This is a genomic window from Reichenbachiella sp. MSK19-1, from assembly GCF_003590315.1.
GTDB classification, from domain to species: Bacteria; Bacteroidota; Bacteroidia; order Cytophagales; family Cyclobacteriaceae; genus Reichenbachiella; species Reichenbachiella agariperforans.
Genome location: NZ_MIER01000021.1, coordinates 401,354 through 427,511 on the forward strand (window position 1 = coordinate 401,354; position 26,158 = coordinate 427,511).

A 26,158-nucleotide genomic window follows, 5' to 3' on the forward strand; every position below is an offset into this window, starting at 1 on the left:
AATATCATTGCTGCGATTAACTTTTTCATCGTGATAGGTTTTGGAATCTATCTAGTAGATGACTGTCGTTAGCGCATAGTTGCACACAGCATTGGTTATTTTAGAAAGTTGAGATTGGTTAGATGACCATTTCGGGTTTTAGAGATTGTTCAAGATATTCCAGTAGGTCACAGTCGGATTCTAGTCCTATTTTTTTTCTCATTCTACGTTTACTTTGTTCGATGGCTTTTTTTGTAACGTTGAGTATCTGTGCCATTTCTTTGTTGGATAGCTTCATTTTCATGAATGCGCATATTTTGAGATCATTTTGAGACAACATCGGGTAGTTTTTTTCTATCCGTTCAAAAAAGCCCCTGTAGACATTTTCGAAGTGGAGTTTGAAGCTGTTCCATTGGTCTTCAAAATTCTCAATTTCTTCGATTTGCTTTAAAATTTCTTTATAGAGCTTTTCATCGGTCTCTTTGAGCTCCTTTTTAAGTTTTTTCTTGAGAGATGTGAGCTGGTCGGTCAGATTGAGCCACTGGACGGAGGAAGAGGTCAGTGTTCGAGATTTTTTTTCTATTTCTATTTCTAGTTTTTGTTTCAGGTCTAGTTCGTATTCGATACGTTCTCTTTGGAGTTGATTTTTTACTTGCATGAGATAGAGTTCTTTTTTGGTTACTTTTTGTTTGATTGCGACCGCAAAGGAGAATAGTATGACCTCTAACATCAGCGCTATGATTGTTAGAGAGGACATGTGTACTACGGATATCAGGCCGTAGAGTGATAGCAGCTGTAGCAGCCCCACTGATATGAGAAGTATATTGCCTGCCAGAAAATACCGGGCGTAAGAAAGAGAACGCGCTCGGCACCAAGAAGCATAGAGTATGCTCATAAATAAGGGAGGCATCAGGGCTGTAAATACAATAAAAACTAGGGTAAAGTAGGAGAGGAAAATGCCTAGGAGCATGATCGGAAAGATCCAAAACAAATGCCAGAGTATTTGATATAAACGGAAATTTAGTTTTTTCAAATCCAGAAAGGATATAGAAAATAGCAGGTATACAGCTATTCCTATGATCGCTGGTGTGAAACGGAGGTTCCTTTCGAGATCGAAAGGAGTGACCCAGTCTAGCTCTATATGTAGGTTGGAAAAATTGATACCCAATAGGACAAAGCAGAAGTTGTAAATGGAAAAGAGAATGTACTCTCTATAGTGTGTGCTCAAAGCAATGCCTAGGTTGTACAGAGACATCATGAGAATGCCGCCGAAAAAAAAGAATAGCAGGGGCTGTGGTAATCGATATTGACTTCTGAACCCGTGGTCCGAATAGATCTTGGCACAGTTGGACGTGAAGTAGCTAGACAGCATTTTAGAATTTCTAGTATGAGAAATCAGTGCCAATAAGTAGGTCTTTCGAGTCTGCTTAGGATGGTGAAAACTTATGATTGAATTCCATTTTTTGGATTTAAAGTACTGTGGGAGGTATCCCGTAGTATTGAGTAGATGGCTACTACTGTCTTGATATATTTCATACAGCCTCACCTCATCATAAAATTTACAATTGATATGCAGCGAATCACCAGAGGATTGCTCACTTTCTATTTCAAAAATCATCCATATAGCCTGGGTTTTAGAATCGGGTGAGATATACTCATACGGTTCGAACTTTCCTTGTGATAAAATGGACCGGACATCTGTGAGCGTATCTGTCCTGAGTTGGTAGAGACTATTGTTCTCTAGGCAGCTCCACCCTTGGATGTCGCTTAGCTGGACAGGAGGTATAGACTCAAGACTCCAACATGGATTGGGTAGAATTAAAACAAATAGGAAATACATCCATCTTGAAAAGGTGAAAATCATCTCTTAGGCATTACTGATAAGCGGTTCGGTAAGGGTAGCGAAGCTATGTTGGAGACTGTGAAATATGTTGTCCTCTGCGTTAATATACTATTAAATAATCGAGAATAATCTATGACTGATTCGAGGTGTGGGAGGATTAGGGTGATCGTTTGGATCGTATACAGGTGGTTTGAATTTTGGAGGTTTTGAGGGTTTTCTGCGTGTTAGAAGTATGATTTAGGATAGTGTAGGGTGTTTGAAGCTATGAGATAAGTAGATGTAGGGTGTTTGAAGCTTGAAGTTTTGAGTACAGGGTGTGGAGCCGTTATAGGTTTGTGGTGGTAATACTACAACCATATCAACGAACATCATGAGAACAATATTCAACAGCCTAGCAGTTATACTCTTTATTTTGCTGAGTCATTGGCAAGCAGTGGCTGGCGGAGGAGTGTCTAACTTTAACTACGACTTCTGTAAAAATCAAGTTTCCTTTAGAGTTCATATTGAGGAAGTTTATAATGGAGGCGGGGTTTGTGCGGTTGGAAGTTTTGCCGACCGTACCAGCAGTGCAGAGGTAAACATTGTTGTCAATGGTACGAGCACTCGAATTTATGACCTTGTCAGAACTTCATCTACTTATTCTTGGAGTAAAAATAGTGGGTTTTCAGCTTCTTATTCTTGGCACAACACTACGGATAATGTAGGGTGTGCAGCCTCTACAGGTCATCGTTATCATAAGTATACGGATTTTACCATTAACCTGCCAGATGATAAATCTGGAGAAGGTCAGACGTTTAAAATAGAATACAAGAGTGTTTACAATGGAAGTTCAAAATCTTGGGATTCCGGTAATCAGACAGCTCCAAATATTCCGCGTATAGTAGGTCCTTTGGAGTTGGAACCACAGTGTGATGGGGTTGAGTTGGAATGGGGGAAACCGAGCTTTTCGTGTACGAATGCGTCGTTCGTTATATATCGTGATGGGGTATACCGAGCGGCTGTCTCTTTCAATACGCTCAAATGGAAGGATACTAACGTGACCTACGATAACGTCTCGGATCACGAATACGAAGTACGGGTACGCCATAATTCGGAAGTCAGGGATTTAGGATTGCCTACCTCAGTAGATGGAAACCCTATCAAAAATTTTAACAGTTCGGATTACTTCGAATCTTTTTCTTTGAGCACACCTAATTTTTGTGACCAATCGGTTCGTTTGCAGTGGGAGATAGATGATCAGGTAGATATAGACTATTTCGAAGTAGAGCGAGATGTTACCGATGCGTTTACTGCTCCTATTGTCAGCACAGTCACACAGACTTTTGGCACGATCACATTCGACGATCCAGGGGTACCGGTCAATCAGGATTTTTATTATAGGGTTAGAGCATTTGATAATTGTGGCAACCAAGTATATACCAAGAGTGAGTATACCCAGCACATTATGTTTGAGGGACCTCCTTCCAAACCCTCTATTGTGCAGATCATCCCAGCGACTGATGGGACAGACGAAGCAACGGTCGAATGGACCTACCCAGTAGACGGTACTCCTGTAGATTATTTTCAGGTCTATCGCGACGGATCACCTAGATCTGACAAGCTGCCCATCGGGACTACATCGTTTGTAGACGATGGTCTGAGCAACTGTCTACAGTATGAGTACATGGTCGTAGCAGGCAAGGACTGTTTTGATGAGGCCAACTCTATGCGTGTAGAACAGGTCATTTCATTCAATACGGACCTCAATGGCTTTGACGAATTAGAGGTGTCCAAATATCACTACAATGATCGTGTGGCACTGAATTGGATAGTGAGCAGTGACAATGAGGCTTCCGAGATCATCATATATCGAAAAAGGGAGGGGTCGGAGGATAACCCCGAAATCGTAAATAGACAAGACATCAAAACCTCTTCATTTGAAGATTTTGATACCGAGCCAGGCGTACTGTACAACTATGGACAACTGGCCATTTCATGTCCGAACTACGTCCCGTCCAAGTTAGAAATCGCATCGATGATCACAGATGTAGGAGTCAGGTCCGAGACAGGTATCATCAACGGTCAAATCAACTACGAGGGAGGCAATGCCGTCGAAGGAGTGCGTGTATTGGCTACCCCCTCTGATGGAGAAAACAGAGGGGTCAGTCTCGATATGACCAACAATCTCTTGACAATCCCTCTAGAAAATGAAGGAGAAAACTGGTTTCCAGACAAGGAATGGTCTCTATCGTTTTGGTTTCGATTGGAAGATAAATCCGCAGGACAAACCCTCATGCAGGTGTCTGATGGGACAGATTACTTGCAGATTGCACCTTTGGCAGGTGGTGCTACGGAGTTTCATGAGATAGACTATTTGGAGGCCACAGAGAGGATAGGGGTAGCAGACGAACTCGTGGGGTATATGTTGCCTTCTGGTGAGGTACAGTCCTTGCAGGATCAATCGATATTGGGCCAGCTGTCTGGGACGGGTTTTGTCCAGTATAGCAAGGAAGAGATTTCAGCTTTAGCTTCGGGAGATACGCTGTATCACTTTGTGGGAGGGGAGCCATGGATGGTCAAACAGGACGAGAAGTGGTATCCGTTGGAGACACAGCGCACCTCCCTAGCAATGGCAGACTCATTGGTCGGGTACTTGAGAGGAGACACGGTTTACGAAGCTTTTGATAGTGATTTTGTACTGGCTTTTATAGATAGTGATCAGCTGAGACTAGCCAAGCATTTCAATATCTCCTATGAGCTAGGGCAGGCGTATGCTAGCATCAAGGACAACCAAATGATATTCGCGAATGATGCGGACACCAAAGGGACAATTATAGATGATGTCGTATACAATGCAGCGGGTGATGCGATGCATATGATCGTGGGCAACAACGTGTACTACGTCTATAGAGACGAACTCAACAATAAGCTAGTCCGAGGAAAGCGCTTTGCACGCAGGTTGCCGAATGATACAGACCCAGAAGTGAGTTATGACGTTTTTTTGCTTGACAAAACCATAACAGAGGAAATCCAAAAAGGACAGAGCCTAGGGGTCGTCAATACAGACAGAACGAAAGTATTTGATACTACTGGATCGGGACTGACGCAGTACCTCATCGATCCATCAGGGATTCTTCGCACTGCCGAGTACCAGGACACCGTATTGTATGTGCCACAGGGAGCTGCTAGTCATGCTGTGACTTTGACGAACTTATCCACAGGCGAAGAAGAGTTTTTGTTCAACTCAGCGAAGGATACGCTGTATCAAATCTCCCTAAAGGATGGATACCTAGATGTGGAGGATTTTGTCCGGGACGCAACTACCGACGAGTATGTGTACTATTTGGGACAAACGCTAGACGGAGAGAGACAAGTTTTCAAGGCGATGGGAGAGCAGTTTTCATACATCGTCAACGATACCGTCAATACTTATCAAAAGGAGGCCTACCAAGCAGCCTTGAGTATCCAAGCAGGAAGTATGGGGAGCGAAGAGATTGTTTTGAGCCCGGAGCTTTACTTGGGAGAGTACAACAACCTGCTGATGACCTATGATGGTGCTGACTTGATCTTATATATCAATGGCAAAGGGGTGGATACAGTGGCTGTTTCTCATCTCGAAGATTTGTTTGAGGCGGAGGATCAGGAGATACATTTCGGAGGATTTGCGGGGATGATAGATGAGGTGTTGCTTTGGTCGGGAGCCAAGAGCCAGCAGAGTATTGATCAAGATTACAACCGCTACTTGTCAGGAGGACAGGAAGGTTTGGTTGGGTATTGGAGAATCGATGAAAAGGTCTCTACTCATGCGTTTGATGCCTCGTATGCCTTAGACGGCACAGGCAAGAAGGCTTTCAATGGTCACCATGCGACGATAGGACTTGCACAGTGGACGAATGTCGTGCCGGAGCAAGAGGATTTGTCCTTTACAGCCTTCACGGATGCAGACGGTAATTATTCTATTCAGTCTATCATCTATTCGGGTAGTGGCAACAACTTCAAACTGGTACCAGTTTTTGGGGCACACAGTTTTGAGCCATCCAACAAGATTCTGTATATAGGTCCATCGCAGCAGATACAAAACGAAAAGAATTTTAAGGACAACTCGTCCTTTGCTATCACAGGTACGGTCAAGTACGATCCGAGGATTTTAGGTTATGAGTCTGCGGATGATCCAGATGCGCCCAATTGCTATGTAGAGGGAGTCAGTATATATATTGATGATCAGCCAGTGCTGGTAGATGGGCAGGTGTTGACTACTGATGCGAATGGTCGGTTTGAAATGGATGTACCGATTGGTAAGCATAGAATCAAAGTTGCCAAAAACAATCATACATTCGCAGAGGCGGTTTGGCCTCCGTCGGGTAAGTACAATTTTCAAGACAATGTCTTTGACCTGGTATTCTATGACAACACCACGCGTACCTTGATCGGCAAGGTAGTGGGAGGCGCGACAGAAGGGGAGAAAATATCTGGATCTGGCCAATCAATCAACAACATCGGTACAGCCGAAATCAAACTCAAATCAATTGGGAAGACATGCTTTGAGACGGTGGTGACCACTGATGTCGCTACGGGGGAGTATCTCGTTGATCTTCCTCCATTTCGATACAATGTCGTTGACCTTCGAGTCCCCTCACAAACCACTGAATTTAATCGAGAGCTTAAACGGTTGGCAGAGTCTTCGATTGATTTGTCAAGAGACGATCTAGAGACGGATACAGTAGCGTGTACAGGGACTACATGTGATTCGGATTTGGTACTCTATGACTTGAAGAGAGATTTTGTTTTTAGAACACGAGAACGATTTACTGTGAAACAGTACCGGGTAGGGGATGATTTGGTGGAAATACCTGGGGTGTTAGGCTCTGAATTCTATGAGGTTCTTCCGGGTGTTTCACTTGATGTTAAGGCCTCTCCACTTCCGTATGAAGTGTTCGCGACAGGTGAATACACATGGGGTATCACACTGAGTGAAGAATATGAAAACAGAGACAATAATGTGTTAGACCCCCATAATCCGATTGTTTATTACCAGGATACCATAAGGTCAGGTACAATACAGATTGATAATGAAATTGCGGGACACTCCGGCGTGATGAGTTTGGAAAATGGGGAGGTTATATACACGTTCTCTGTTGGCGAACCGTCACTGTTAATAGATCGTCAATATCCAGAAAAGAGCTTTACCAAGACGGTTCAGATCATAGGGCCTACTACGTCGTGGAAAGAAAAGGATGATTTGTTTCGTGGAATTGTGCTTGGAACTTCATTGGATAAATCACAGCAAAGTTTCTACACGGTCTCTCAGGAAGAATACCAAGTTGTAGATATTGTTTTAAGAGATCCTCCAGGAAGTCAGAGTTACACTGAGTTTTTGAATAAGGCCAAATTTACAAAAGTCAGATCGTCCACGTATAAGCGAGGGTTTAAGCAACAAGGGTCAATAAAAATGGGGGTTTATTATGAACAAGATATAGGCACACTGATTAGTTCCAATGTGGCAGTCAAAATGAAGACTACTTTGGGGTTTGTGGAGAATTCGAGTGGGGATAGGCAAGCCAAAGAGACCTCTATTATATCATTTACCGAGGGGGTCAAACTCAATACTTCTAAAGAAAACAAAAACACTGGGGCCGGGAGTGATTTATTTGTGGGTAATGCTTTAAATATATTCTATTCTCCCAGTTATAATCTTGATATTATCCCTCTAGACTCTTGTGGAGGGGTCAATGAGTGTTATGCGAATAGTTTTGTTGTTAACAGTGAAGAGTATGCTTTTGCTAGGTCAAAATCTATTTCTTTTAACCTTCAAGAATCGACGCTTTTTTATTACACACAGAGACAAATCGAACAGCTCATTGCTGACCTTGAAAAGGATCTGGTAGCCGTATCTGACCCTGATGATCAAAATAGATTGAAAAATCAGATTAGGATTTGGAAGTCCGCAATTGCCCAGAATGAATATGATAAATTGGTAGCGAAGTATTTTGCCTCTCGAAACGATAGCGATTATAGGAAGGAAAATATATCGTTTGGGTACGGTTCTAACATTGAAAAATCCTATGAACTCGGAGTGACCAATGATTTTGGGTACAGTCAGCAGTATAGTTGGTACACAGCATTTGATTTTCATTCGGACTTTTCTTTTTTCGGAGCTTATACAGATATCAATTTTCAAATAGGCAATGCCGTATATGTAGAAACAGGAAACAGCTCTGAGCAGAGTAGTACCCAAGCCACCACCATCCATCTTCAGGATGATGATCCAGGCGATCAATATTCAGTTGATGTGATTTTGAGTGGTGCTAATTATGATACAGATAGTGCAGTGATCAGTATGAATGATCTATATTCTAGATTTGATCAAGGTGTGGCGGCTGTGCCTGCTAGTGCGGGTAGTATCAATGACGTTGACGGAGAGTTTCATTATGTGAAACCTGATACTACAGATTATATCAATCCCGTGTTTATCACCAAAGGGGGGCGAACCTCTTGTCCATATGAGCCTGAGGAGAAGGCTAGGTATTTGGAGTTTTTAAGACCAGAATTATTGGATGATCTACAATCAAAAGGAATAATTGGAGGGTACTTAGAACATCCTGTCGACGATAACCGATTCGTAATAGAAAATAGCTCGTCGGAGGATTATGTTTTAAACTACGGTACTTTTCAGCGAGATCAGCCTGGCTTTAGGATTGAGCCACGTGTGCAGAGAGGGATTCCTTGGAGTCTAAACGACCGGGCTACTTTTGATATCATTCTTGAAAATAAGAATGCAGAAGACACGGTCCGTACCTATAATCTCGTGGTGGATCAGCGAACTACAGGTGCTGGGCCAACGATGAGATTGGATGGAGAGCGATTCATCAAAGGGACGCCCATCGCCCTATATGGAGGAGAGCAACTGACCAAGTCGATTACTCTCAGGCCCGTCGAAGATGTCTATGACTATGAAGACATCGTCGTTTATCTAGTCGCGGGGTGTCAGTTTGACTTTGGTCAGGATTTGGATTTTCAGGAGGATATCTATGCCCGAGACACGCTATCGGTTTATTTTGACCCCTCGTGTCCAATGGCTACTGTGATCTCACCTACCCCTGGATGGATAGTCAACAATCAAGTAGACTCGAAGGTCCAAGTCGAGATTCAGGAGCAGAGCTTCTATTTTGCCAATCATGAGAAAATTAAACTTCAGTTCAAAGCAACGTATCAGACCGATGAGGATTGGGTAGATGCCGCTGTATGGAGTAGAGATGTTGATGAGGTAGCCGAGCAGAGAGCAATAGGGGAAAATTATTTCGATTTCCCGATAGACAACAATTACATCGTGTATGATTGGGATACAGAGGAGTACAATCTGCCAGATGGTGGGTATCAGCTTCGGTGGCAATACATCTGTACCAACGGGTTGGAGTCCTACTCCAATCTCATCAATGGGACTCTGGATCGTACGAGTCCTCATGCCTTTGGGCGACCCTCCCCCGCAGATGGTGTATTGTCGCCCAATGACGAAATCATACTGACACTGAATGAACCGATAGAGGCGGGGTTGGTCGATAGGGATTTTATCCAAGTCACGGGTAACATCAACGGTACAACACTAAGACACCCTACGAGTATTCGTTTTTCAGACAGTGATACGGATCAGGTAGTCATAGACCATGTTCAGCTTCAGAATACGGCGATCACTGCAGAAATGTGGGTGAGGCGTGACGAAGAGTTTGCTCATAGAGAGCAGGAACTTTTGCATCATGGTGACGCGACGACTACTGACCTGAGTTTAAAACTGCTTGCCGATGGTCGTCTTCAGTTAACTTTGGGGACGTTTGATGTGACCTCTGATGGACCCGTTTCGTTGGATGTTTGGTCACATGTGGCTTTCAGTATCGACCCGATTGAGAACAAAGCTGCGCTCTATTACAATGCCGAGCTGGTCGGTTTCAACGAGACTTTCGTTGCGACACATTTTGCTGCGACACCTTTAGTGTTGGGCGGAGAGGGAGCTACTTCATTTACGGGAAATGTCCATGAATTGAGACTCTGGGGTCAGTATATGTTGTCTACAGACATAGCGTCTAATTTTTACAGAGACCTGTCTGGGCGTGAAATAGGGCTATTGGGGTATTGGCCGCTCAACGAAGGGCGTGGCGCATTGTCGGAAGACAGAGTGCTGGCCAGGCATGCTGCGATCCACGCAGATTGGTGGTCTGAACCTACTTCGCTTGCTTATGATTTTGATGGAACCAATCCGGTCACACTCGCATCTCAGGCTTTTGATGATGACGAGGACTTCTCTTTGGAGTTTTGGTTCAAAACCGCCAACACCAGTACCGCCGATACCATGACGCTCGTGAGCAATGGCAATGTCACTGGTCTGGACTGGGAAATTGCCATTACTCCTCTGGGGCAGATTATATTGACTCATGACAATTCCTTTTTTGTACTTGTAGGACAGTCGGTACTGGATCAACAATGGCATCATCTGGGATTGGTTGTCAATCGTGTCGGTAAGACCAGTGCTTTCTTTGATACGAATTTGATTTCGTCTTTTGGTGCAGATTCCTTTGGAGGGTATGGAGGACCTGCAGTGGTCTTGGGTAGCCGTTTGAGCTTCCATGAGTCAACGCAGCTACCTTTCGAGGATTCCTTTGTCGGTCAGATGGACGAGTTTAGGCTGTGGCGCATGGCCAAACGTAGCGAGCAGATAGAGCGCATGGCGTACTACAAGCTGGACGGTGATGAATTGGGTTTGGTGTGTTATGTGCCTTTCGAAAAGTACAACGAGTTGTTGAGAATTTCCGAAGGTAGTCTTGATTGCTATGACGAGTATGACCTGGGAGAGGAGGGGATGAGTACTGGTGAGCAGTATTCGGTAGAAAATCCTGACATTGTCCTGAAGCCTAACGAGACACCGGTCTATTTTAATTATTCGGTCAACGGGGATAAAATCATCATCACGCTTGATGAAGATAGTCCCGAAACGATCGAAAACTGCATACTGGACATTTCGGTGAGAGGGCTAGTGGATCAGAATGGAAATGTGATGAAGTCTCCTGTGACCTGGTCGGCATATGTGGATCGCAACCAAGTGTCGTGGGAGGATAGGACAGTATCGTTACAAAAATTGATTGATGAACCTTTGAGCTTCACCAGTACCCTGATCAATGAAGGAGGGGAAAACCAGTCTTTCGTCGTGGACAATCTCCCTACATGGCTTAGTGCCACCCCATCATCTGGGGTGATTGCTCCGGAGGGGGAAGAGGACATCGTATTTACAGTCAATGCCGGGCTCAATATCGGTGAATACCAAGAGGCGATTCATCTTAGAACAGATTTTGGTTTCAACGAGACTTTATTGCTGGATCTCAAAGTCAGCCGATCACTTCCAGATGATTGGGTATTCTCACCTGAGGATTTTCAATACACGATGAGTTTTATCGGACAAGTCAAAATAGGGGAGGTCTATTCGGTAGATGATGAGGATGTCGTAGGGGTATTTGTCAATGATGAGTTGCGGGGTATGGCGAACCTTTCGTACCAAGAGGTGTACGATACCTATCAGGTGTTCTTGTCTGCCTATAGCAATGCACTGTCTGGTGAGGAGTTGGAGTTTAGGATTTGGGACGCTAGTGAGGGCAAAGTGCTCAATCATATTGCAACTCCACAAATTCCATCTGATCCTGTTATGTTTATCCAAAACGAAATATATGGTAGTCCTTCTACGCCAATTGTTTTTCAGTCTAGCGAACATGTGGTGACTACAGTCAACATACCAAAAGGTTGGAAGTGGGTGTCCTTTAGTTTGGATTCTGATGATTTGACGCGTAGCAGTCGTTTGTTTGCTGGTCAGCCACTGACGTCAGGTGATCGGATCATCGGCATGGATGGTTTGGATATCTATGATCAGGAAAATGAGCTTTGGATAGGAAGCTTGGCTGGTGACAATTTGCCAGTGGGTCAAGGAGGTTTGGACGTGACGAAATCGTACCGGGTGTTCTCAGCCAACACGCAGCGGATTAGTTTTTCTGGTCAGCCAGTCGACACGAATGTGTCACAGATAACTCTGTATTCACCGACTAGTGAGTCCTTGGCGCGCGAGTGGAACTGGGTCAGTTTCTTGGGGCAGGAAAACATGGAGATCAATGAGGCGCTTGCTTCGCTACAGGCTAGTGACGGAGATATTATCAAAAGTCAATATGCGTTTGCAATCTACGATCCAGTGCTCAAATGGACAGGGAATCTTAAATACCTATCTCCAAATGAGGGGTATGTGATGAAGGTTTCGGAAGATCAGCAGTTGGTGTTTCCTCAGTCGGGTTTGATCAATGCGTCTTCTAGGGCCAATCAAGTGGCTGCTATCTACGAACAGTCAGGTTTGGATCCGCATCAGTACCGAGACAATATGTCCATGGTTGTGCAAGTGATAGGTCTGGATCTGGCAAGTGATGCACCTGTCTTAGAAGTGTATCATGAGGGGCAACTCCGAGGTGTAGCAGAAGCGCAGGAGGTCAATGGCCAATCTGTGTATTATTTGACAGTATATGGAGATGCATCAGAAGATGTGGTATTTAAGCTACGGTTTGGCGAGAAGAGCTATCCACTGGATGAGTCACGAGTACTTGAGGCAGCTACCTTAGAGGGGACAACAGACTCACCAGTTCTATTCAACTTTCATCTAGAGGAGGATGCGTACTTGGGGTCCAATGTCTACCCAAATCCATTTGATACGGATGTCAAGTTTGTTTTTGTCCTAGATAGCGAGGGTTTTGCACAACTACGAGTCGTATCGATGGACGGCAAACTATTGATTGATCGTGAGTTTTTAGGAAACCCTGAAGAGCTCGTGGAGTTCGAGTGGAACGGTCTAGATGACCATGGAGGAGAGGTCCATCGAGGAGTGTATGTACTCAAACTACAATCGGCTAGTCAGGATCGATCGCAACTGTTGATTAAAGAATAACCAGTGAATAAGATAATTAGCGTATTGGGGTTTTGGGTGCTATCGATGCAGTGCTTGCATGCCCAAGATCCCGAATGGTCAGTAGACTACAGTCAGTTTCCTTTTCGAATGTCTGTCAGCGCAGTGATTGAGCGAGAGGGTGGGCTACTGGAACAAGGAGAAAACAAAGTGGCTGCATTCGTAGGGGGGGAGATACGTGGCATAGGATATGCCGATTCGTTTCATGAGCCTTCGGGTAGATATTTGGCGATTTTTCAGATAGGCAGTCGGGTAGCACAGGGGGAGCAAGTCACATTCAAAATCTATGACGAAACGGAAGATGCTGTAGTAGAGGGAAGGTTTGAGTTGGCTTTCGTAGCGGATCAACTCGTGGGATCGGTCAGTGATCCGTATGTGATCTCAGACAATCGCTATCCCACTGCTGTCACAGTTTCTACTACGAGATTTGAAGAAAATCTAGCCAGTGGGGAAGTGATCTGTACCCTAGAGGTGTCGGATGGAGATGATGACAGTCATGTTTTGGGGTTGAGTGATTTTGATCCTCCTGCAGCATCTTCGCTTATAGCGATCAGTGGGAGCTCTATAGTGGTGAGCCAAGTAGCGAATTATGAAATGCTGCGTGCATTTTCTGTCAGACTGACTGCTACGGATGTTTTGGGTGCTAGTGTGTCCGTGGATTTGGATTTTGATGTGACGAACCTCGAGGAGGCTCCAACTGATATAACCCTCTCTCAGTATACGATCACCGAAAACAATTCTCTGCAAGCAGTGATTGCGTTGATCGCTACAGCGGATGAGGACAGGGATGAGATGCACAGTTATTTTTTTACTCCAGTGAGTCAAAATGAGGATACGGCATTTTTCGTGATCAACGGTAGTCAACTGAAGGTGAACACCGTCTTGGATCATGAGAGTCGTTCAGAATATCAACTATTGATATCGAGTGAAGACAAGTTTGGGTTGACATTTAGCAAAGCCTTGACACTATCCGTATTAGATGAGAACGAAGCACCACAGATCAGTGAGGCGACATTCGGTACAGTTGAAAATGTATCCGTTGGATCTTCACTGGGTACGTTGACATTTAGCGATCCAGATGTGGGGCAAACTTTGACTTTGGAGATGCTGACGACTGGCCTTCCGTTTTCGATGGATCCGGTGTCTGGGGTGCTGACCGTGACAGGAGCGATCAATTATGAAGCGGCTACTCAATATGCTTTTGATGTGAAAGTGATTGATGATGGCACGCCATCCCTTTCTTCTACGAAGAGCTTGGTGATGGCAGTGACGGACGAAAACGAACCGCCAAGTGACGTGACTTTGTCAGAGATCTTTATTTCAGAGAATCTAGATGTCGGCTCCTTGGTAGGGGAACTAGAGGTAGACGATCAGGATGCGAGTGAGCGATTTTCATATGAAATTTTAGCGACTGAAAACCAGCAGGATCATACCTACTTTGAACTGATAGACAATCAGTTGATCACCAAAAAGCAGATTGATAAGGAATCTTTGGATAGCTACTCCTTGGATGTGCGTGTCAGGGATAAGGCAGGACATCAACTGGAAAAGACCCTTTTTGTTTTTGTGACAGATCAAAACGAACAGCCCCGAGCCTACGATACGTTATGGACGGTGTCCGAGGAGCATGCTGTGGGGATGTTGGTTGGACAAATCGAAGCATATGATCCGGATGCAGGACAGCAGCTCAGTTATGAACTGAGAAGTACACTAAGCGATTTGCCTTTTGAGATGGACCCAGTGACAGGAGCTGTTTCATTGACAGAGGTGTTGGACTATGAATCTAAGTCGGACTACTATCTATCAGTGAGCATCGTAGATGATGGTGTCCCGTCGTTGGAGGAGGTGATTTCGCTGCATGTTCGACTGACCGACATCAATGAGGCTCCTACACGTATTTTGATTTCAGGTCAGACACTTTTGGAAAACCGAAATTCGGGAGCGCTAGTGGGGACGTTGGAGACACTGGATGCTGATCAAGTAGACTTTCATAGCTATGAGATCATACAGATTGATCAGTCTCCTACCAACAATGCGTTTGTTGTTTTGGACAACAAGCTGTTTGCCAATCAATTGTTCGACTATGAAACTCAGTCGAGCTATCAAGTAGAGATCAAGTCATGGGACAAAGGAGGACTGTCGGTCTCTGAAAAGGTAGAAATCCTGATTGAAGATACCAACGAGGCACCTGTGGTTTTAGATGCTGTTTTCTCTGTGCGCGAAAACACGGCGTTTGGTCACGTCGTAGGGCAACTCCAAGCCATCGATCAGGATCACGGTCAGCAACTGACTTATACTTTTTTAGAAGATGGGGCTGGGGTATTTGCCCTAGATGATATGTCAGGAGAGATATCGGTCAATATGCCTGAGGTACTTGATTATGAGCAGATGATTTCTTTTTCCTTCGAAGTAGTCGTGGAAGATGACGGGGAGCCTATACTGCGAGATACGTGTACTGTCAGCGTGGAAGTTGAAGACTTGCCCGAGGCAGAGCTACCTATTCGAAATTATATCTCCCCAAATGGAGATGGTTTCAATGATTTTTTGACCATTGAGAATCCCGAAGTTTACGAAGGATTTGTCTTGCATGTGATGAATGCGCGAGGTGTGCGTCTGTACTCCAAAGCGAATTATGACAACAGCTGGGATGGGTACTACCGTGGAGCGGTTTTGCCTGTGGGAGTTTACTATTATCTATTCGAAAATATCAACACGGGGGTGAGGTATCAAGGTCAGTTTTATATCAAAGATCGATAGTCATGAAGAAAATAATTTTACTACTAATCATCGGTCTTTGTGGTGGGGCAACGTTCTGTTTTGGACAGCAGTATCCTGAGACGGACTTTTACAGTGTGACCCCTTATTTAATCAATCCGGGATTTACCGGCGCGCTCACGGGACTGTCTGGTTATGTGACAGGTAGACGTCCGATGACCCAGCAAGTCAATCAAATCAGCAACTACCGTATAGCTTTCAATCAGTCCTTGGAGAGGACTCAGCTCGGTATTGGAGGGAAAATGACTTACGATCGACGGGCATTTTTTGAATCGTTGTATTTGGATTTTAGTTTCGCTTATAAGCTGGTTTTAGATCACAAGCGCGTTCTTAGTTTGGGAGCGGATGTCGGGATAGTCAATCGGAGTTACTCCTTGGATGAGTTGTCGGCCTATGTAGATTTGTCTGATCCTACGTTATCTTCAGATTATTATTATGGCACCAATTTTCAGATGGGTTTGGGGCTAGCCTATTACTCTACAAGTATAGAAGCAGGTATAGCGATGCCTTATATCTTTGATGACTCGCAGGCAATCAACCAGTATTTTAATGCGTATTTTGCTTACAAACATTACTTTTCTCAAGACAGATGGATACTAAAACCCAATGCTTACTGGGTATCTTATCTTGATAAATCAGAGAAAGTGAATTTGAGTCTGTCTGTGGAGAACCGAGGACGTTTTTGGGGGCAACTGGGTGTGTCAAGTACTAAAGAAGTTTCTATCGGTATGGGGTTGAAGTTTGATATTTATCAGCTGTCCTACAACTACGCGTACAACTGGAACCAAAACAGTGTCGCTCCTAGTAGTACGGGTGAAATTATGCTGAGCATACACTACAGTAAATCGAATAAAGAATTTGCGCACATTACCACAAAAAGAAATCGCAGAGTCAAGTGATAGTCTAAGTGATTTCGGTTGTCATCAGGTTGAAATGAACGGTCTGTCCGATATTGAGCGCGGAGCTATGGTACAAAAGTATGGTCTTGTCTGCAATATCTGATGTCAACCAAACATGGTAGTGCATTCCCATAAAGATACACTTGGTGACCTTCCCTTCATGTTCACCTTCTTTGTGTATTCTTATTTGCTCAGGTCTTACGCCGGTTGGCTTTCCATCGACTTGTAGGTAATTAATTGGCCCTAGGAATTTGGCTGCATAGGGAGAGGTTGGCCCTTGATAGATTTTTTGAGGTGTGTCTATCTGAGCAATGTGACCATCTTCGAGGATGATGACACGGTCTGCGATGGCCATGGCATCTACGGGATCGTGACTCACGAAAATTACAGTGACTTCTGCCTTGCGTAGAATTTCGACGATTTCTCCTCGAATCTGCGTTTTCATGTTGACGTCTAGATTGCTAAAAGGCTCGTCCATCAGCAGTAGGAATGGTTCGTCTGCCAGTGCCATTGCGATCGCTACACGCTGTTGTTGTCCACCAGAGAGTTCGCGCGGATAAGCCTCTGCTTTTTCGCTCAGTTTGCAAAGCTCCAGTAGTTCATGGATGCGATCATCAGCATCAGACTGTGCGTAGTATGAGATGACAGAGTAGATGTTGTCACGTACAGTTCTGAACTGTTCTAGCTTGAAGTGCTGTGTGACAAAGTTGATAAAATCATATCCTGGCACAAGGTTATTGGCTGGGCCAGTAATGGTTTCGTCATCTACTGTTACATTACCCTGATCCGCGTCTTCCAACCCGCCGATGATGCGTAGGAGTGTACTCTTGCCTGAGCCACTCTCACCTAGTATACAAATGATCTCCCCTTCAGTGACTTCAAAATGGATGTCATGTAGAACTTGATGATCTTTAAAGGATTTGTTGACGTGTTGGATTTGGACGAGTGCACTCATAATCTTGGCGAAATTAGCCTTATTTTCTGATCTAGAGTCTAGGATTGTTTTAATTTGAAGTGAATTATTGAATCAAAATGATATGAATAAACGGAATGTGGTTCTGTTGATTTTTCTACTAATTGGCAGTATTTCAGGCTATGCTCAAAAGCGATTGATATTTCAGAATGATCAATTGGATGAAAGCGTAGAAATTAAAGAAGGAGACTATGTGAAGTTCAGATACAAGGGTTATCTCAATCAAGAAGCTGAAGTTGAGAGCTATGTACTGGAAGTGACTGATGCCGCAGTTACTTTTAACCCAGGAGGGAAAAAGAGTGAATTTAGAGATGATCGTACGATACTACTTTCTGACGTGACAGGTTTTCGGAAGATGTACAAGCTACGTCCTATATTGGCCCCCATCACGAGCTTAGGCGTGGGGATAGGTATATATTATGCGATAGGAACCAATGACCAGTTTAATAATACCGAACAGTTGCTCTACTCGCTGGGAGCGACTTTAGGGACTTCTCTATTGATTAAGTGGGTGTTCAAAACAGATATCAAACTCAAAATGTCTGATGGTTGGTATATACGTGTGGTTGGAGGACCGTATTGAGATGCATATATTGACCATTGAGCGAATATCTTAGGAGCAAGGGTTGTTTTGCTTTTGCTTTACTTTTCAATCAAATCACAATTATATGAATTCGAAAATAACAATGGCTATTGGGGTAGGGGTCATCTTACTAGCCTCGTGTGCCTCTACCGTAGAGAAGACTAACCCACTGATCGGGACATGGGAGTTGCAAACAGGGACAATCATTCGAGGGGGCGATACTACTGTAACGGACTACACGGTAGGGCAGCGGATGATCAAAATTATCAATGCGACACATTTTGCATTTTTGAAGCATGACCTGACGAAGGGAGTAGACTCTACAGCGACTTATGTAGCAGGTGGCGGAACCTATGAATTAGAGGGGAAGCAATATATAGAGCACTTGGAGTTCCTAAATTACCGTGAATGGGAAGGAAATACTTTTGATTTTACGATCGAAATTACCGGAGATACGTTGGTACAGCAGGGACGAGAGGATATACCGTCTCTAGGTGTAGAACAGTACAATATCGAGTGCTATGTGCGTGCGCGTAATTAATCGCAGGGCGATAGCCTGTTGGGTCTAAAGCTCCTTTGCGCTCCGCTGCGACGGACGAGTTTCCCGACGCTCTGCCTCGGGGTTGTTCATTTTAGAAAAATATGTTGATTAAAGAAGTGCCGTTGGAGGATGTGTGGCAGATGCGCTACACGATTATGTATCCTGAGACTAGTTTGGCGTATGTCAAACTCCCCAAAGATGATGCAGGAAAACACTATGGATTGTATGACCGTGGAGAGCTAATGTCAGTTGTTTCTGTCTTTTGGGAAGAGGGTAAACTACAGTTTAGAAAGTTCTGTACTCGGGTAGATCAGCAGGGTAAAGGGTACGGTTCAGCTTTATTGAAGTATCTCTTTGAGGAATTGATCCCAAAGCATTCGGTAAGTGCAGTATGGTGCAATGCGCGAACAACGGCAATTTCTATCTACGAACGCTTTGGCATGACCAAAACAGATCAGACCTACCAAAAGGATGGCTGGGATTTTGTGATCATGGAAAAAAGGTTATCGGACTAATTATTAAGTACTGACTGCTTCTTTTTTCTTCTTTTTGAACGGTAGGGTGAGGATGTCAATAATCCCCATACCTTCTAATCCTTTTCCTTCTTTTTCTGCCTTGAGGTACTTTTTGAGGAACTGCTCTAGTGGGAATACGCACAGGGCAATCGCTACATCGAGACCAAAATCCACAACAGGAGAACTTTGAATACTGAGGTAATTGCCCGCCGCTGACTGTAAGAACTCAATCACCATCACGATAGTAATGATCGTCAATGCCTCTGTGAGGAGTACGTTTTTGGATTTGGCACGTCTGTTTAGAATGATAGATCCGACTAATAACATGACCATCAGGAGGATCTGTAGTCCGTAGAACCAGAGTGTCTGCCAGTACGGTGGGTGAATGACGAAGTTGATCTCTTCTGATTCCTGGACATTGCCAAACGAGTCTCTTGATTTAACCTTCAAAGCATAGCTTCCTGGTTGCAGGTTGAAATCAATACGGTTGTTTTCTCTCCAGTTGGACCATTCATTGTTGAGGCCTTTGAGTCGATATTGATACTCTGCTTTGAGTAAGCCTCGATAGTCAGGGCGAGACATCTCAAAATGTAAGCTGTTTTCCTCGTGGGTAAAACTCATGTTGTTTTGAATCTTAACATCCCCGTTGTTGTTGGTCACTCGCCTAAAGAACATTTTGCTATTGGCAATGAGGGTGTCGGCTAGCGCAGGTTCGTATTGCAGGATTTCGGTAGATTCATTGAGTAACCATAGTCTGCCGCCATACTCAGAGACGTAGTTCATATTAGGAAAGAGCCTGAAATTCTCCTGCATTTCCAACCTTTTGTCAGCGTGGATTTGATACCAGTTTTCTCCATTATACACCCATACTATTTCATTTCGTTGTTGTAGGTGTTTGAGAGGAGGGCCAATTTCCTTGAGAAGGGTAGTGTCTTCTACGATTTTTTTAAGGGTAGTATTGAGGTAAAAGTATCCTTGGTTATTGATTAGGTAGAGTTGTTTGTCAATATAGGCGAGCTTGGCTTTGTCTACGAATGGATTGTTGAACACATATACATTGAAGTCTTGTGTATTAGATGAGAGCATGTTGAACTCGTAGAGGGCGCCAGCTGTAATGAACCAAGTACGACCGCTTACATCGTTGAGTGTATTGAGGATTAGGTTGCCATGCAGATCGATTTCGTCGGCAATCACCCATATTTCGTCATCTAGTTCGTATAATTTGATCTCATTAAAATAGGTGACTATGATTAGTCGATTCGTTTTACGTTCTTTCTCAATGAGCCGTACAGGTTCATGGATAACGAGTTCGCCAGAACCATCTTTTATTTCGTATACTCCGTTTGTTCCAGCGGCAAGTAATTTGCCCTTGTATATGATAAATTTTTCAATTTTGGAGTGTATTCCTTCTACGGGTTTGAAAAGGAATTTGGAATGCAGAAACTCCTTGTGAATTCGTTTGACATATTGCTTTTTGTCAGCTTTCCTGATGTGCTGTGGGTTAGTATACTTTTCATCCTTTTCCTCTTCTTTGTTTCTTCCGAAAATCCACCATCCTTTTTTCTCTTGCTTTTGATCAGGCTCTTCTTTTTTTACCTTGTTGGTCTTAGCTGACTGTTTGCTCTTTTTCTCTTCATAGTAGACGGTGTTCTTGTAGACGTCTTCTTTATCCAGAAAATAGACCCCTTCGCTAGTGGCGGCATAGAGGGTTCGGTTGTGAAAGTACACCTCTGAGATATTGCCATGTAGCCCTTGGAAATTAGAGAAACTTCTGAACGGAATGCTGATCTCCATACGGCTCAGTCCATAGGCGTGAGAGATCCATAGTCCCTCTTCTTGATCTGCACCGATGGTATAGATTTGGTTGTCTGGTAGCCCTTTGCTTTGGTTGATGATCTCTTTGATCTCTGATTTTTTGTTGTCATAGAGGATACAGCCATCTTCCAATGTACTAAGCGCAAAGTATCTGTCGTTGACCCATTTTCCATCGTTGACAAACGATTCGTGCTCCTCTAAGAATTCGGATATTTTACATTCGTAGAAATTGGGCTTACGGTAGATGAAGGTTCTGTTGTCAGTGGTACCTGCGACATACTTGTCTTCTGTAGGATGCTTGTCAAAGAATAAAAATTTAGCATCAGAGGGAGGGTTCCAATTGTAAGAAGAGAGAGAATCATTTTTGAATTGGTATAGCGTATCACTAGTTTGAACGAGGATTTCGTCATAGACTTCAAACATATTAGTGAAGTAGTCATTTTTGTCATCTAGGTACAACAGGTTTGCACGTTTCTGTACGGTGTGATATCGTATGATATTGTTTTCGCTCATGAAATAGATGCTCGAATCTTTATAGAGCGTCTTGTTGTAGAGCCCATGATCGTTCTCATTAGGGTTGAGCGAGATGAATTGATATTGGTTATCGAGGTGATCTATCTTTCCAAAATCTCCCACACAGCCTACATAGAGATTGTCATCTTTATCAAAAGTGACCGATAGGGCACTGCTGGGAGTGGACACATAGTCCCATTGATCTCCGTCATAAAAGAGGATACCAGATCGATTGGCAATACAAAGTTGACCTTTGCTATTGCTCGTGATGTCAAAGTTAAGGTTGTCCATACCCTCTATACTCAGTGAGTGATGGGTGAGAAAGAGATCTCCTTGCTGGCCTTGACTAGTCAGAGAGATGCATAGTAATGCAGTGAGGCAAATGTATCGTAACATGGTGTTAGGTGGCTGATATAGTTAAGGTTCTAAATCAAATCGAAAGATAACAAGTTATCAGGAGCACTTCCACGATCCTTAGACGAAAAGTGAAAGATATAATCATCAACGCTATTTTTGAAGGATCAATTTTTGAAAAATTCGATCAAGGTTGTTTTTTATTCTGTCATATTGGGCAATCTTTGAAGAACTATTGGATTACCCTATATTTATTAATCGGCAAAGATGAAACGCTGCATCACGCTGAAATAGAACCATCTTGAAAACTAACTTAACCAAGGTGGGAAGAATTTATTACTATGATAAAATATAACCCGAAAAACTGGCTTGTTTTTAACTTTTATAGCCGTTTTGTATTCCGTAGATTGTTGCCTATGCTCATTGGGATGACTGCTTTTACAGTCGCACTTGAGTATACAGTGTTGGATTTGATGAAGTTGCACTACCCAGGTATTCTGAGTTTTCATTCTATACTTGGGATTTTCTTAGGTTTGTTTTTAGTGCTTAGAACGAATACTGCCTATGATCGATGGTGGGAGGGGCGTAAGCTCTGGGGACAACTAGTGAACAATACCAGAAACCTTGCGATCAAGGTGAATACATATACCGAAGACAAAGAGACGAGGGCTTTTTTTAGAGAAATGATACCTAATATCACCATGGCTATCAAAGAGCATTTGCGTGATAGTCGCATCATCGGAGAGATGGAAATAACTGATGATAAAACCCGTGAGGATATTATCGCTAGTGATCACCGCCCTAACTACATAGCTAATTTGCTGTACAAGAAAGCTAGGGAGATGAAGCAAAACGGTGATATTTCAGAATTGGAATACCATGCAATGGACAAAGAGTTAAAAAGCTTTTCTGACATATATGGTGCCTGTGAGCGGATTCACTCTACGCCGATCCCTTATTCGTACAGCATGTTTATCAAGAAGTTTGTTTTCTTTTACATCTTTACTTTGCCTTTTGGGTTGGTATGGCAGTTTGGCTATTGGACAACTCTTATCGTGCTGCCAGTGTTTTACTTCTTGCTTAGTCTTGAATTGATTGCTGAAGAGATCGAAGATCCTTTCGGGACAGATATCAATGACTTACCTCTCGATGGATTGACCAATAAGATGAAAGCCAACGTTGAGGAGATTCTAAAATAAGATTTAAGTCTTGACTATTTCTAGTCAGTAATGATGAATAAAGTTCTAAGATTTAACACCAAAACGGGTGAGGAAAATCTTAGAACTTTTTTTTGTTAATACGGGCTTGTATTCTTGCCATGGCTTTATCAAACGCTTCATATTGATCAGGCCTACAGATTGTTTTGAGCTCTCTAAAATGCGCAAACACCATCATGTCCAGTTCTTTTTGTGATTGAGCAATGCTGTCCGTCTGTGCGTCGATGTTGAAGTTGGGATTGTCCAGACCATCAAACATCTTTTTTCGTAGATCTTGTACCCGACTCATCTTGATGTGCATCTCTTGCATGTGTTTCTTTTTCATTTCCATGAAGGCTTTCACCTGCGCATCATCTAGTCCGATATCTTTTTTAAGTTTGGCTTCAAACCTTCCTTTTTGTCTATCACGAGGAGCGTCCTGCATTTTGCGGTGATCCTGAAATATGAACCAGACACATCCCAAATTGATAACAATGAGTGCACCTATGAGGATGTTTTTGAGTGTGTTGTATGTTGTAGATTTCATTTGGTGTGTCGATTAATAGTTGTAGTATTCGGGTGTTTCTAGATTATATTCATCAACGATCAGTGTACTTAGCTCTGTTTCGGACTGCTCGGAGGGAGTAGTCGTCTGTGCATAGAATACCCATGATAGGTTCATGAGAAGAAGTACAGCAGCTGCGGCGTATTGCCATGGACTGATACGGATCTCTGGTGTAGACTGATTGATTTTTTGATGTATCCGTTGGTATAAACCAGAGGGGGGCTCGGCTTGCTGGGTTGCTTCTACTGTTTGCAGTAGTCGGTTATAGCTTTCCTCATTTTTCATCTTCGAATAGATTTGTAGTGGATAGTTTCTTTTTCAAATTGCTCTTTGCTCTAAACATCAATGACTCTACGGAGGACAAAGAAATGTTCATGACTTTTGTGATTTCTTGATACGTAAGTCCTTCCATATGAAACAGTGTAAAGGCGACTCTTTGGTTTTCGGCCAAGCCTCCCAAAAGGCGTTGGATCAATGCCATTTTTTCTTTGTGCTCTTCGTCTACACCAGGATGATCTATGATGGTGTTTTGAAGATTGGCATCATCTACAGAGACAAAGAAAGCAAAACGCTTTTTTCTTTTTGCACTGCGAATGCGTTCAAGGGCTTTGTTACACGTGATTCTGTAAATCCATGTTTTGATACTGGATTTCCCTTCGAACTGGTCTATTTTATGATGTACCTCTAGGAAGACGTCCTGCGTCACTTCTTCTGCATCTTCTTGCACTTGCAAGAAATTCAAAGCAGTGTTATACACCATCTTGGCATAGCGATCAAATAGTAATTTGAAGGCTGTTTCATCATGTTGCTGGAGTTGCAGTACGAGCAGAGCGTCTTCCAAGGGGGTTAATTTAGTTTTTATAACGAAGGGACTTACTAGATCAATTTAGTCAACTTAGTTGTGATGCTTTGGCTTGCCTTGTCTTTCGCCTTTTACTCTGTCGAATTTGAGCTTTTGTTCATCATTCAACATTGATCTAATCTCTAGTTTAGCCATTGTTTTACTTAAGAAGAGTTCCCCTTTCAGCTCACTGATTTGGTTGGCTGTATTCGTGATTGCTTTTTTGTTTGGTGTTTCAGCAGTCGTTAGGGTTTGTAGTTTGGCTTCTAGTTCGTTGATCTGATTATGTACAGACTGATTTGCTTTAGCAGATTTTAACTGGATAGCTTCTACTTGTTCTGTTTGTTCTGGAGTGAGTTCCAGTCTGTCTGCCAGTCTTTCGATTGGGCTGGCTTTTTTGCCTTCTCTCATTTCAGATTTGGGACCGTTGCTTCTTTTGTCTGTGTGCTGTGCTAGTACAGTACCCGCTACGACTAGTAGCATGAATGCGGTGTTGAAGATTCTCTTTTTCATTTCGTTAGTGTTTAATTGTTTATCTATTTACTCTTTAGATGACAAGTCAAACAACAACTTGCGGTTGGGGTAAAAAAATTACCTTAATAATAGAGAAGAGTCTCCGTAGCTTAAAAAGCGATAGTCATGACTCAGTGCTTCATTATAGATTTTTCGCCAATCCGACCCGACAAAGGCAGCCACTAACAATACTAGCGTAGAGCTAGGCATATGAAAGTTCGTGAAAAGCCCTTGCACCACTTTGAAATCATAGCCTGGGTAGATGAAAATCTCTGTTTCTCCGTGTAATTCGTCGATACCTAACTGATCCATTTGATGTATGATGGCCTGAATCGCCGTCTCTAGACTAATACCAGCGAGCTCTTCTCGATAGGCAGTATGTTGATCGACCTTGAAGTCTTTAGTTAACTCCTTAGAAAGGAGAGCTCCATACCAGTATGTGCTTTCGAGTGTACGCATGGCGGTAGTGCCTACTGCTACTATTGGCCCTTTGCTTTCAAGGATGTTTATGAGGTTATGCCTATAGATAATGATGCGCTCATTGTGCATGTCGTGCTCGGTAAAGTCCTCAGTTTTGATCGGACGGAACGTTCCTGCGCTGACATGTAGTGTTAGTTGATCCACGACGTGTCCTTTGGAGCGGATTGTATCTAAGATGCTATCGGTGAAGTGTAAACCAGCTGTGGGAGCAGCTACGGCTCCTTCTTTTTCGGAGAACACGGTTTGGTATCGGTATTTATCTTCAGACTCCTGTGCTCGATTTAGATATGGCGGGAGAGGGACATGGCCTGCTGCCTCTATGACCATTAGGAACTCGTCGGCTGTGTCCCAGCTGAACTCGACTAGGCAGTGAGAACGATCTAGAAGTTTGGCTTCCAGATTGATCGCGCCGAGGGTCAAGTAAATACTTGTATTGTCTTTCCATTTTTTGAGGTTGCCGATCATGCATTTCCAGATGCAGGTTTTTTTTGCTTTTAAGGCAGGCTCGAATGCCGTGTGAGGAGAGATTGGTTCTGTGAGGAAAACTTCGATTTTGGCTCCTGTATTTTTTTGGAAGTAAAGGCGCGCTGCGATGACCTTGGTGTTGTTGAGGAAGAGCGTCGCGTCGGTAGGAACATGATCTAACAGGTTTCGGAAGTGGTCATGGTGGATGGTGTCGTTTTTATAGACGAGTAACTTAGATGCATCACGATCTTTTAGCGGATGTTTGGCAATTTTTTCATCTGGGAGATCAAAAAGGTATTGTGCTAAGTCTGTGTTATTGTTGACCATAATCAGTTCTTGTTCAAAAGTCAA

General features: G+C 43.4%; 15 protein-coding genes. 7 read left to right on the forward strand and 8 right to left on the reverse strand.

Annotated features, from left to right (window positions below; translation table 11 throughout):
* Window positions 1–118: 118 nt before the first annotated feature.
* A complete protein-coding gene (locus BGP76_RS19635) occupies window positions 119–1,843 on the reverse strand; it encodes a 7TM diverse intracellular signaling domain-containing protein (protein WP_119845919.1) in 1,725 nt (574 codons plus the stop codon).
* 349 nt (window positions 1,844–2,192) lie between these two features.
* On the opposite strand from BGP76_RS19635, the gene BGP76_RS19640 reads away from it, so the two are divergent.
* From BGP76_RS19640 to BGP76_RS19650, 3 genes are read left to right on the forward strand one after another with little or no spacing between them, the layout of a single operon-like run.
* Window positions 2,193–12,761 (forward strand): LamG-like jellyroll fold domain-containing protein, encoded by a 10,569-nt coding sequence (locus BGP76_RS19640; RefSeq protein ID WP_119845920.1) that lies wholly within the window; start codon window positions 2,193–2,195, stop codon window positions 12,759–12,761.
* Between the two features lie 3 nt (window positions 12,762–12,764).
* A complete protein-coding gene (locus tag BGP76_RS19645) occupies window positions 12,765–15,536 on the forward strand; it encodes a cadherin domain-containing protein (RefSeq protein WP_147407528.1) in 2,772 nt (923 codons plus the stop codon).
* A gap of 2 nt (window positions 15,537–15,538) precedes the next feature.
* Window positions 15,539–16,453, forward strand: coding sequence for a PorP/SprF family type IX secretion system membrane protein (locus BGP76_RS19650; RefSeq protein ID WP_119845922.1), 915 nt, complete (start codon window positions 15,539–15,541; stop codon window positions 16,451–16,453).
* 4 nt (window positions 16,454–16,457) lie between these two features.
* Here the strand turns inward: BGP76_RS19650 and BGP76_RS19655 are convergent, their stop codons facing one another.
* Window positions 16,458–17,408 (reverse strand): ABC transporter ATP-binding protein, encoded by a 951-nt coding sequence (locus BGP76_RS19655; protein WP_119845923.1) that lies wholly within the window; start codon window positions 17,406–17,408, stop codon window positions 16,458–16,460.
* A gap of 82 nt (window positions 17,409–17,490) precedes the next feature.
* On the opposite strand from BGP76_RS19655, the gene BGP76_RS19660 reads away from it, so the two are divergent.
* The 3 genes from BGP76_RS19660 to BGP76_RS19670 all read left to right on the forward strand — a co-directional run bounded on the left by BGP76_RS19660 (window position 17,491) and on the right by BGP76_RS19670 (window position 19,065).
* Window positions 17,491–18,009: a hypothetical protein gene (locus tag BGP76_RS19660; RefSeq protein WP_073122703.1), complete on the forward strand. Its 519-nt coding sequence runs from the start codon at window positions 17,491–17,493 to the stop codon at window positions 18,007–18,009.
* Window positions 18,010–18,094: 85 nt separating this feature from the next.
* Window positions 18,095–18,550 carry a lipocalin-like domain-containing protein gene (locus BGP76_RS19665; protein WP_073122702.1) on the forward strand — a complete coding sequence of 152 codons (456 nt, stop codon included), beginning with the start codon at window positions 18,095–18,097 and terminating at the stop codon, window positions 18,548–18,550.
* A gap of 101 nt (window positions 18,551–18,651) precedes the next feature.
* Window positions 18,652–19,065, forward strand: coding sequence for a GNAT family N-acetyltransferase (locus BGP76_RS19670; protein WP_119845924.1), 414 nt, complete (start codon window positions 18,652–18,654; stop codon window positions 19,063–19,065).
* A gap of 3 nt (window positions 19,066–19,068) precedes the next feature.
* On the opposite strand, the gene BGP76_RS19675 is transcribed toward BGP76_RS19670, so the two are convergent.
* The gene (locus BGP76_RS19675) at window positions 19,069–21,789 is read right to left on the reverse strand and encodes a triple tyrosine motif-containing protein (RefSeq protein ID WP_119845925.1); all 2,721 of its coding nucleotides are present in this window, start codon (window positions 21,787–21,789) and stop codon (window positions 19,069–19,071) included.
* Window positions 21,790–22,088: 299 nt separating this feature from the next.
* Between BGP76_RS19675 and BGP76_RS19680 the strand changes: the two genes are divergently transcribed.
* Window positions 22,089–22,946: a bestrophin family protein gene (locus BGP76_RS19680; protein WP_073122699.1), complete on the forward strand. Its 858-nt coding sequence runs from the start codon at window positions 22,089–22,091 to the stop codon at window positions 22,944–22,946.
* A 79-nt stretch (window positions 22,947–23,025) separates the two neighbouring features.
* On the opposite strand, the gene BGP76_RS19685 is transcribed toward BGP76_RS19680, so the two are convergent.
* From BGP76_RS19685 to BGP76_RS19705, 5 genes are all read right to left on the reverse strand, one after another.
* Window positions 23,026–23,490: a periplasmic heavy metal sensor gene (locus tag BGP76_RS19685; RefSeq protein WP_119845926.1), complete on the reverse strand. Its 465-nt coding sequence runs from the start codon at window positions 23,488–23,490 to the stop codon at window positions 23,026–23,028.
* 12 nt (window positions 23,491–23,502) lie between these two features.
* Window positions 23,503–23,793 (reverse strand): hypothetical protein, encoded by a 291-nt coding sequence (locus tag BGP76_RS19690; RefSeq protein ID WP_119845927.1) that lies wholly within the window; start codon window positions 23,791–23,793, stop codon window positions 23,503–23,505.
* Window positions 23,783–24,349, reverse strand: a complete 567-nt coding sequence (locus BGP76_RS19695; protein ID WP_073122696.1) for an RNA polymerase sigma factor — start codon at window positions 24,347–24,349, stop codon at window positions 23,783–23,785. The genes BGP76_RS19690 and BGP76_RS19695 overlap by 11 nt, the downstream gene beginning before the upstream one ends.
* 54 nt (window positions 24,350–24,403) lie before the next feature.
* Entirely contained in the window at window positions 24,404–24,862 is a 459-nt protein-coding gene (locus BGP76_RS19700) for a Spy/CpxP family protein refolding chaperone (protein WP_119845928.1), read from the reverse strand.
* A 78-nt stretch (window positions 24,863–24,940) separates the two neighbouring features.
* The gene (locus BGP76_RS19705) at window positions 24,941–26,134 is read right to left on the reverse strand and encodes an S-adenosylmethionine:tRNA ribosyltransferase-isomerase (RefSeq protein ID WP_119845929.1); all 1,194 of its coding nucleotides are present in this window, start codon (window positions 26,132–26,134) and stop codon (window positions 24,941–24,943) included.
* Window positions 26,135–26,158: the final 24 nt, after the last annotated feature.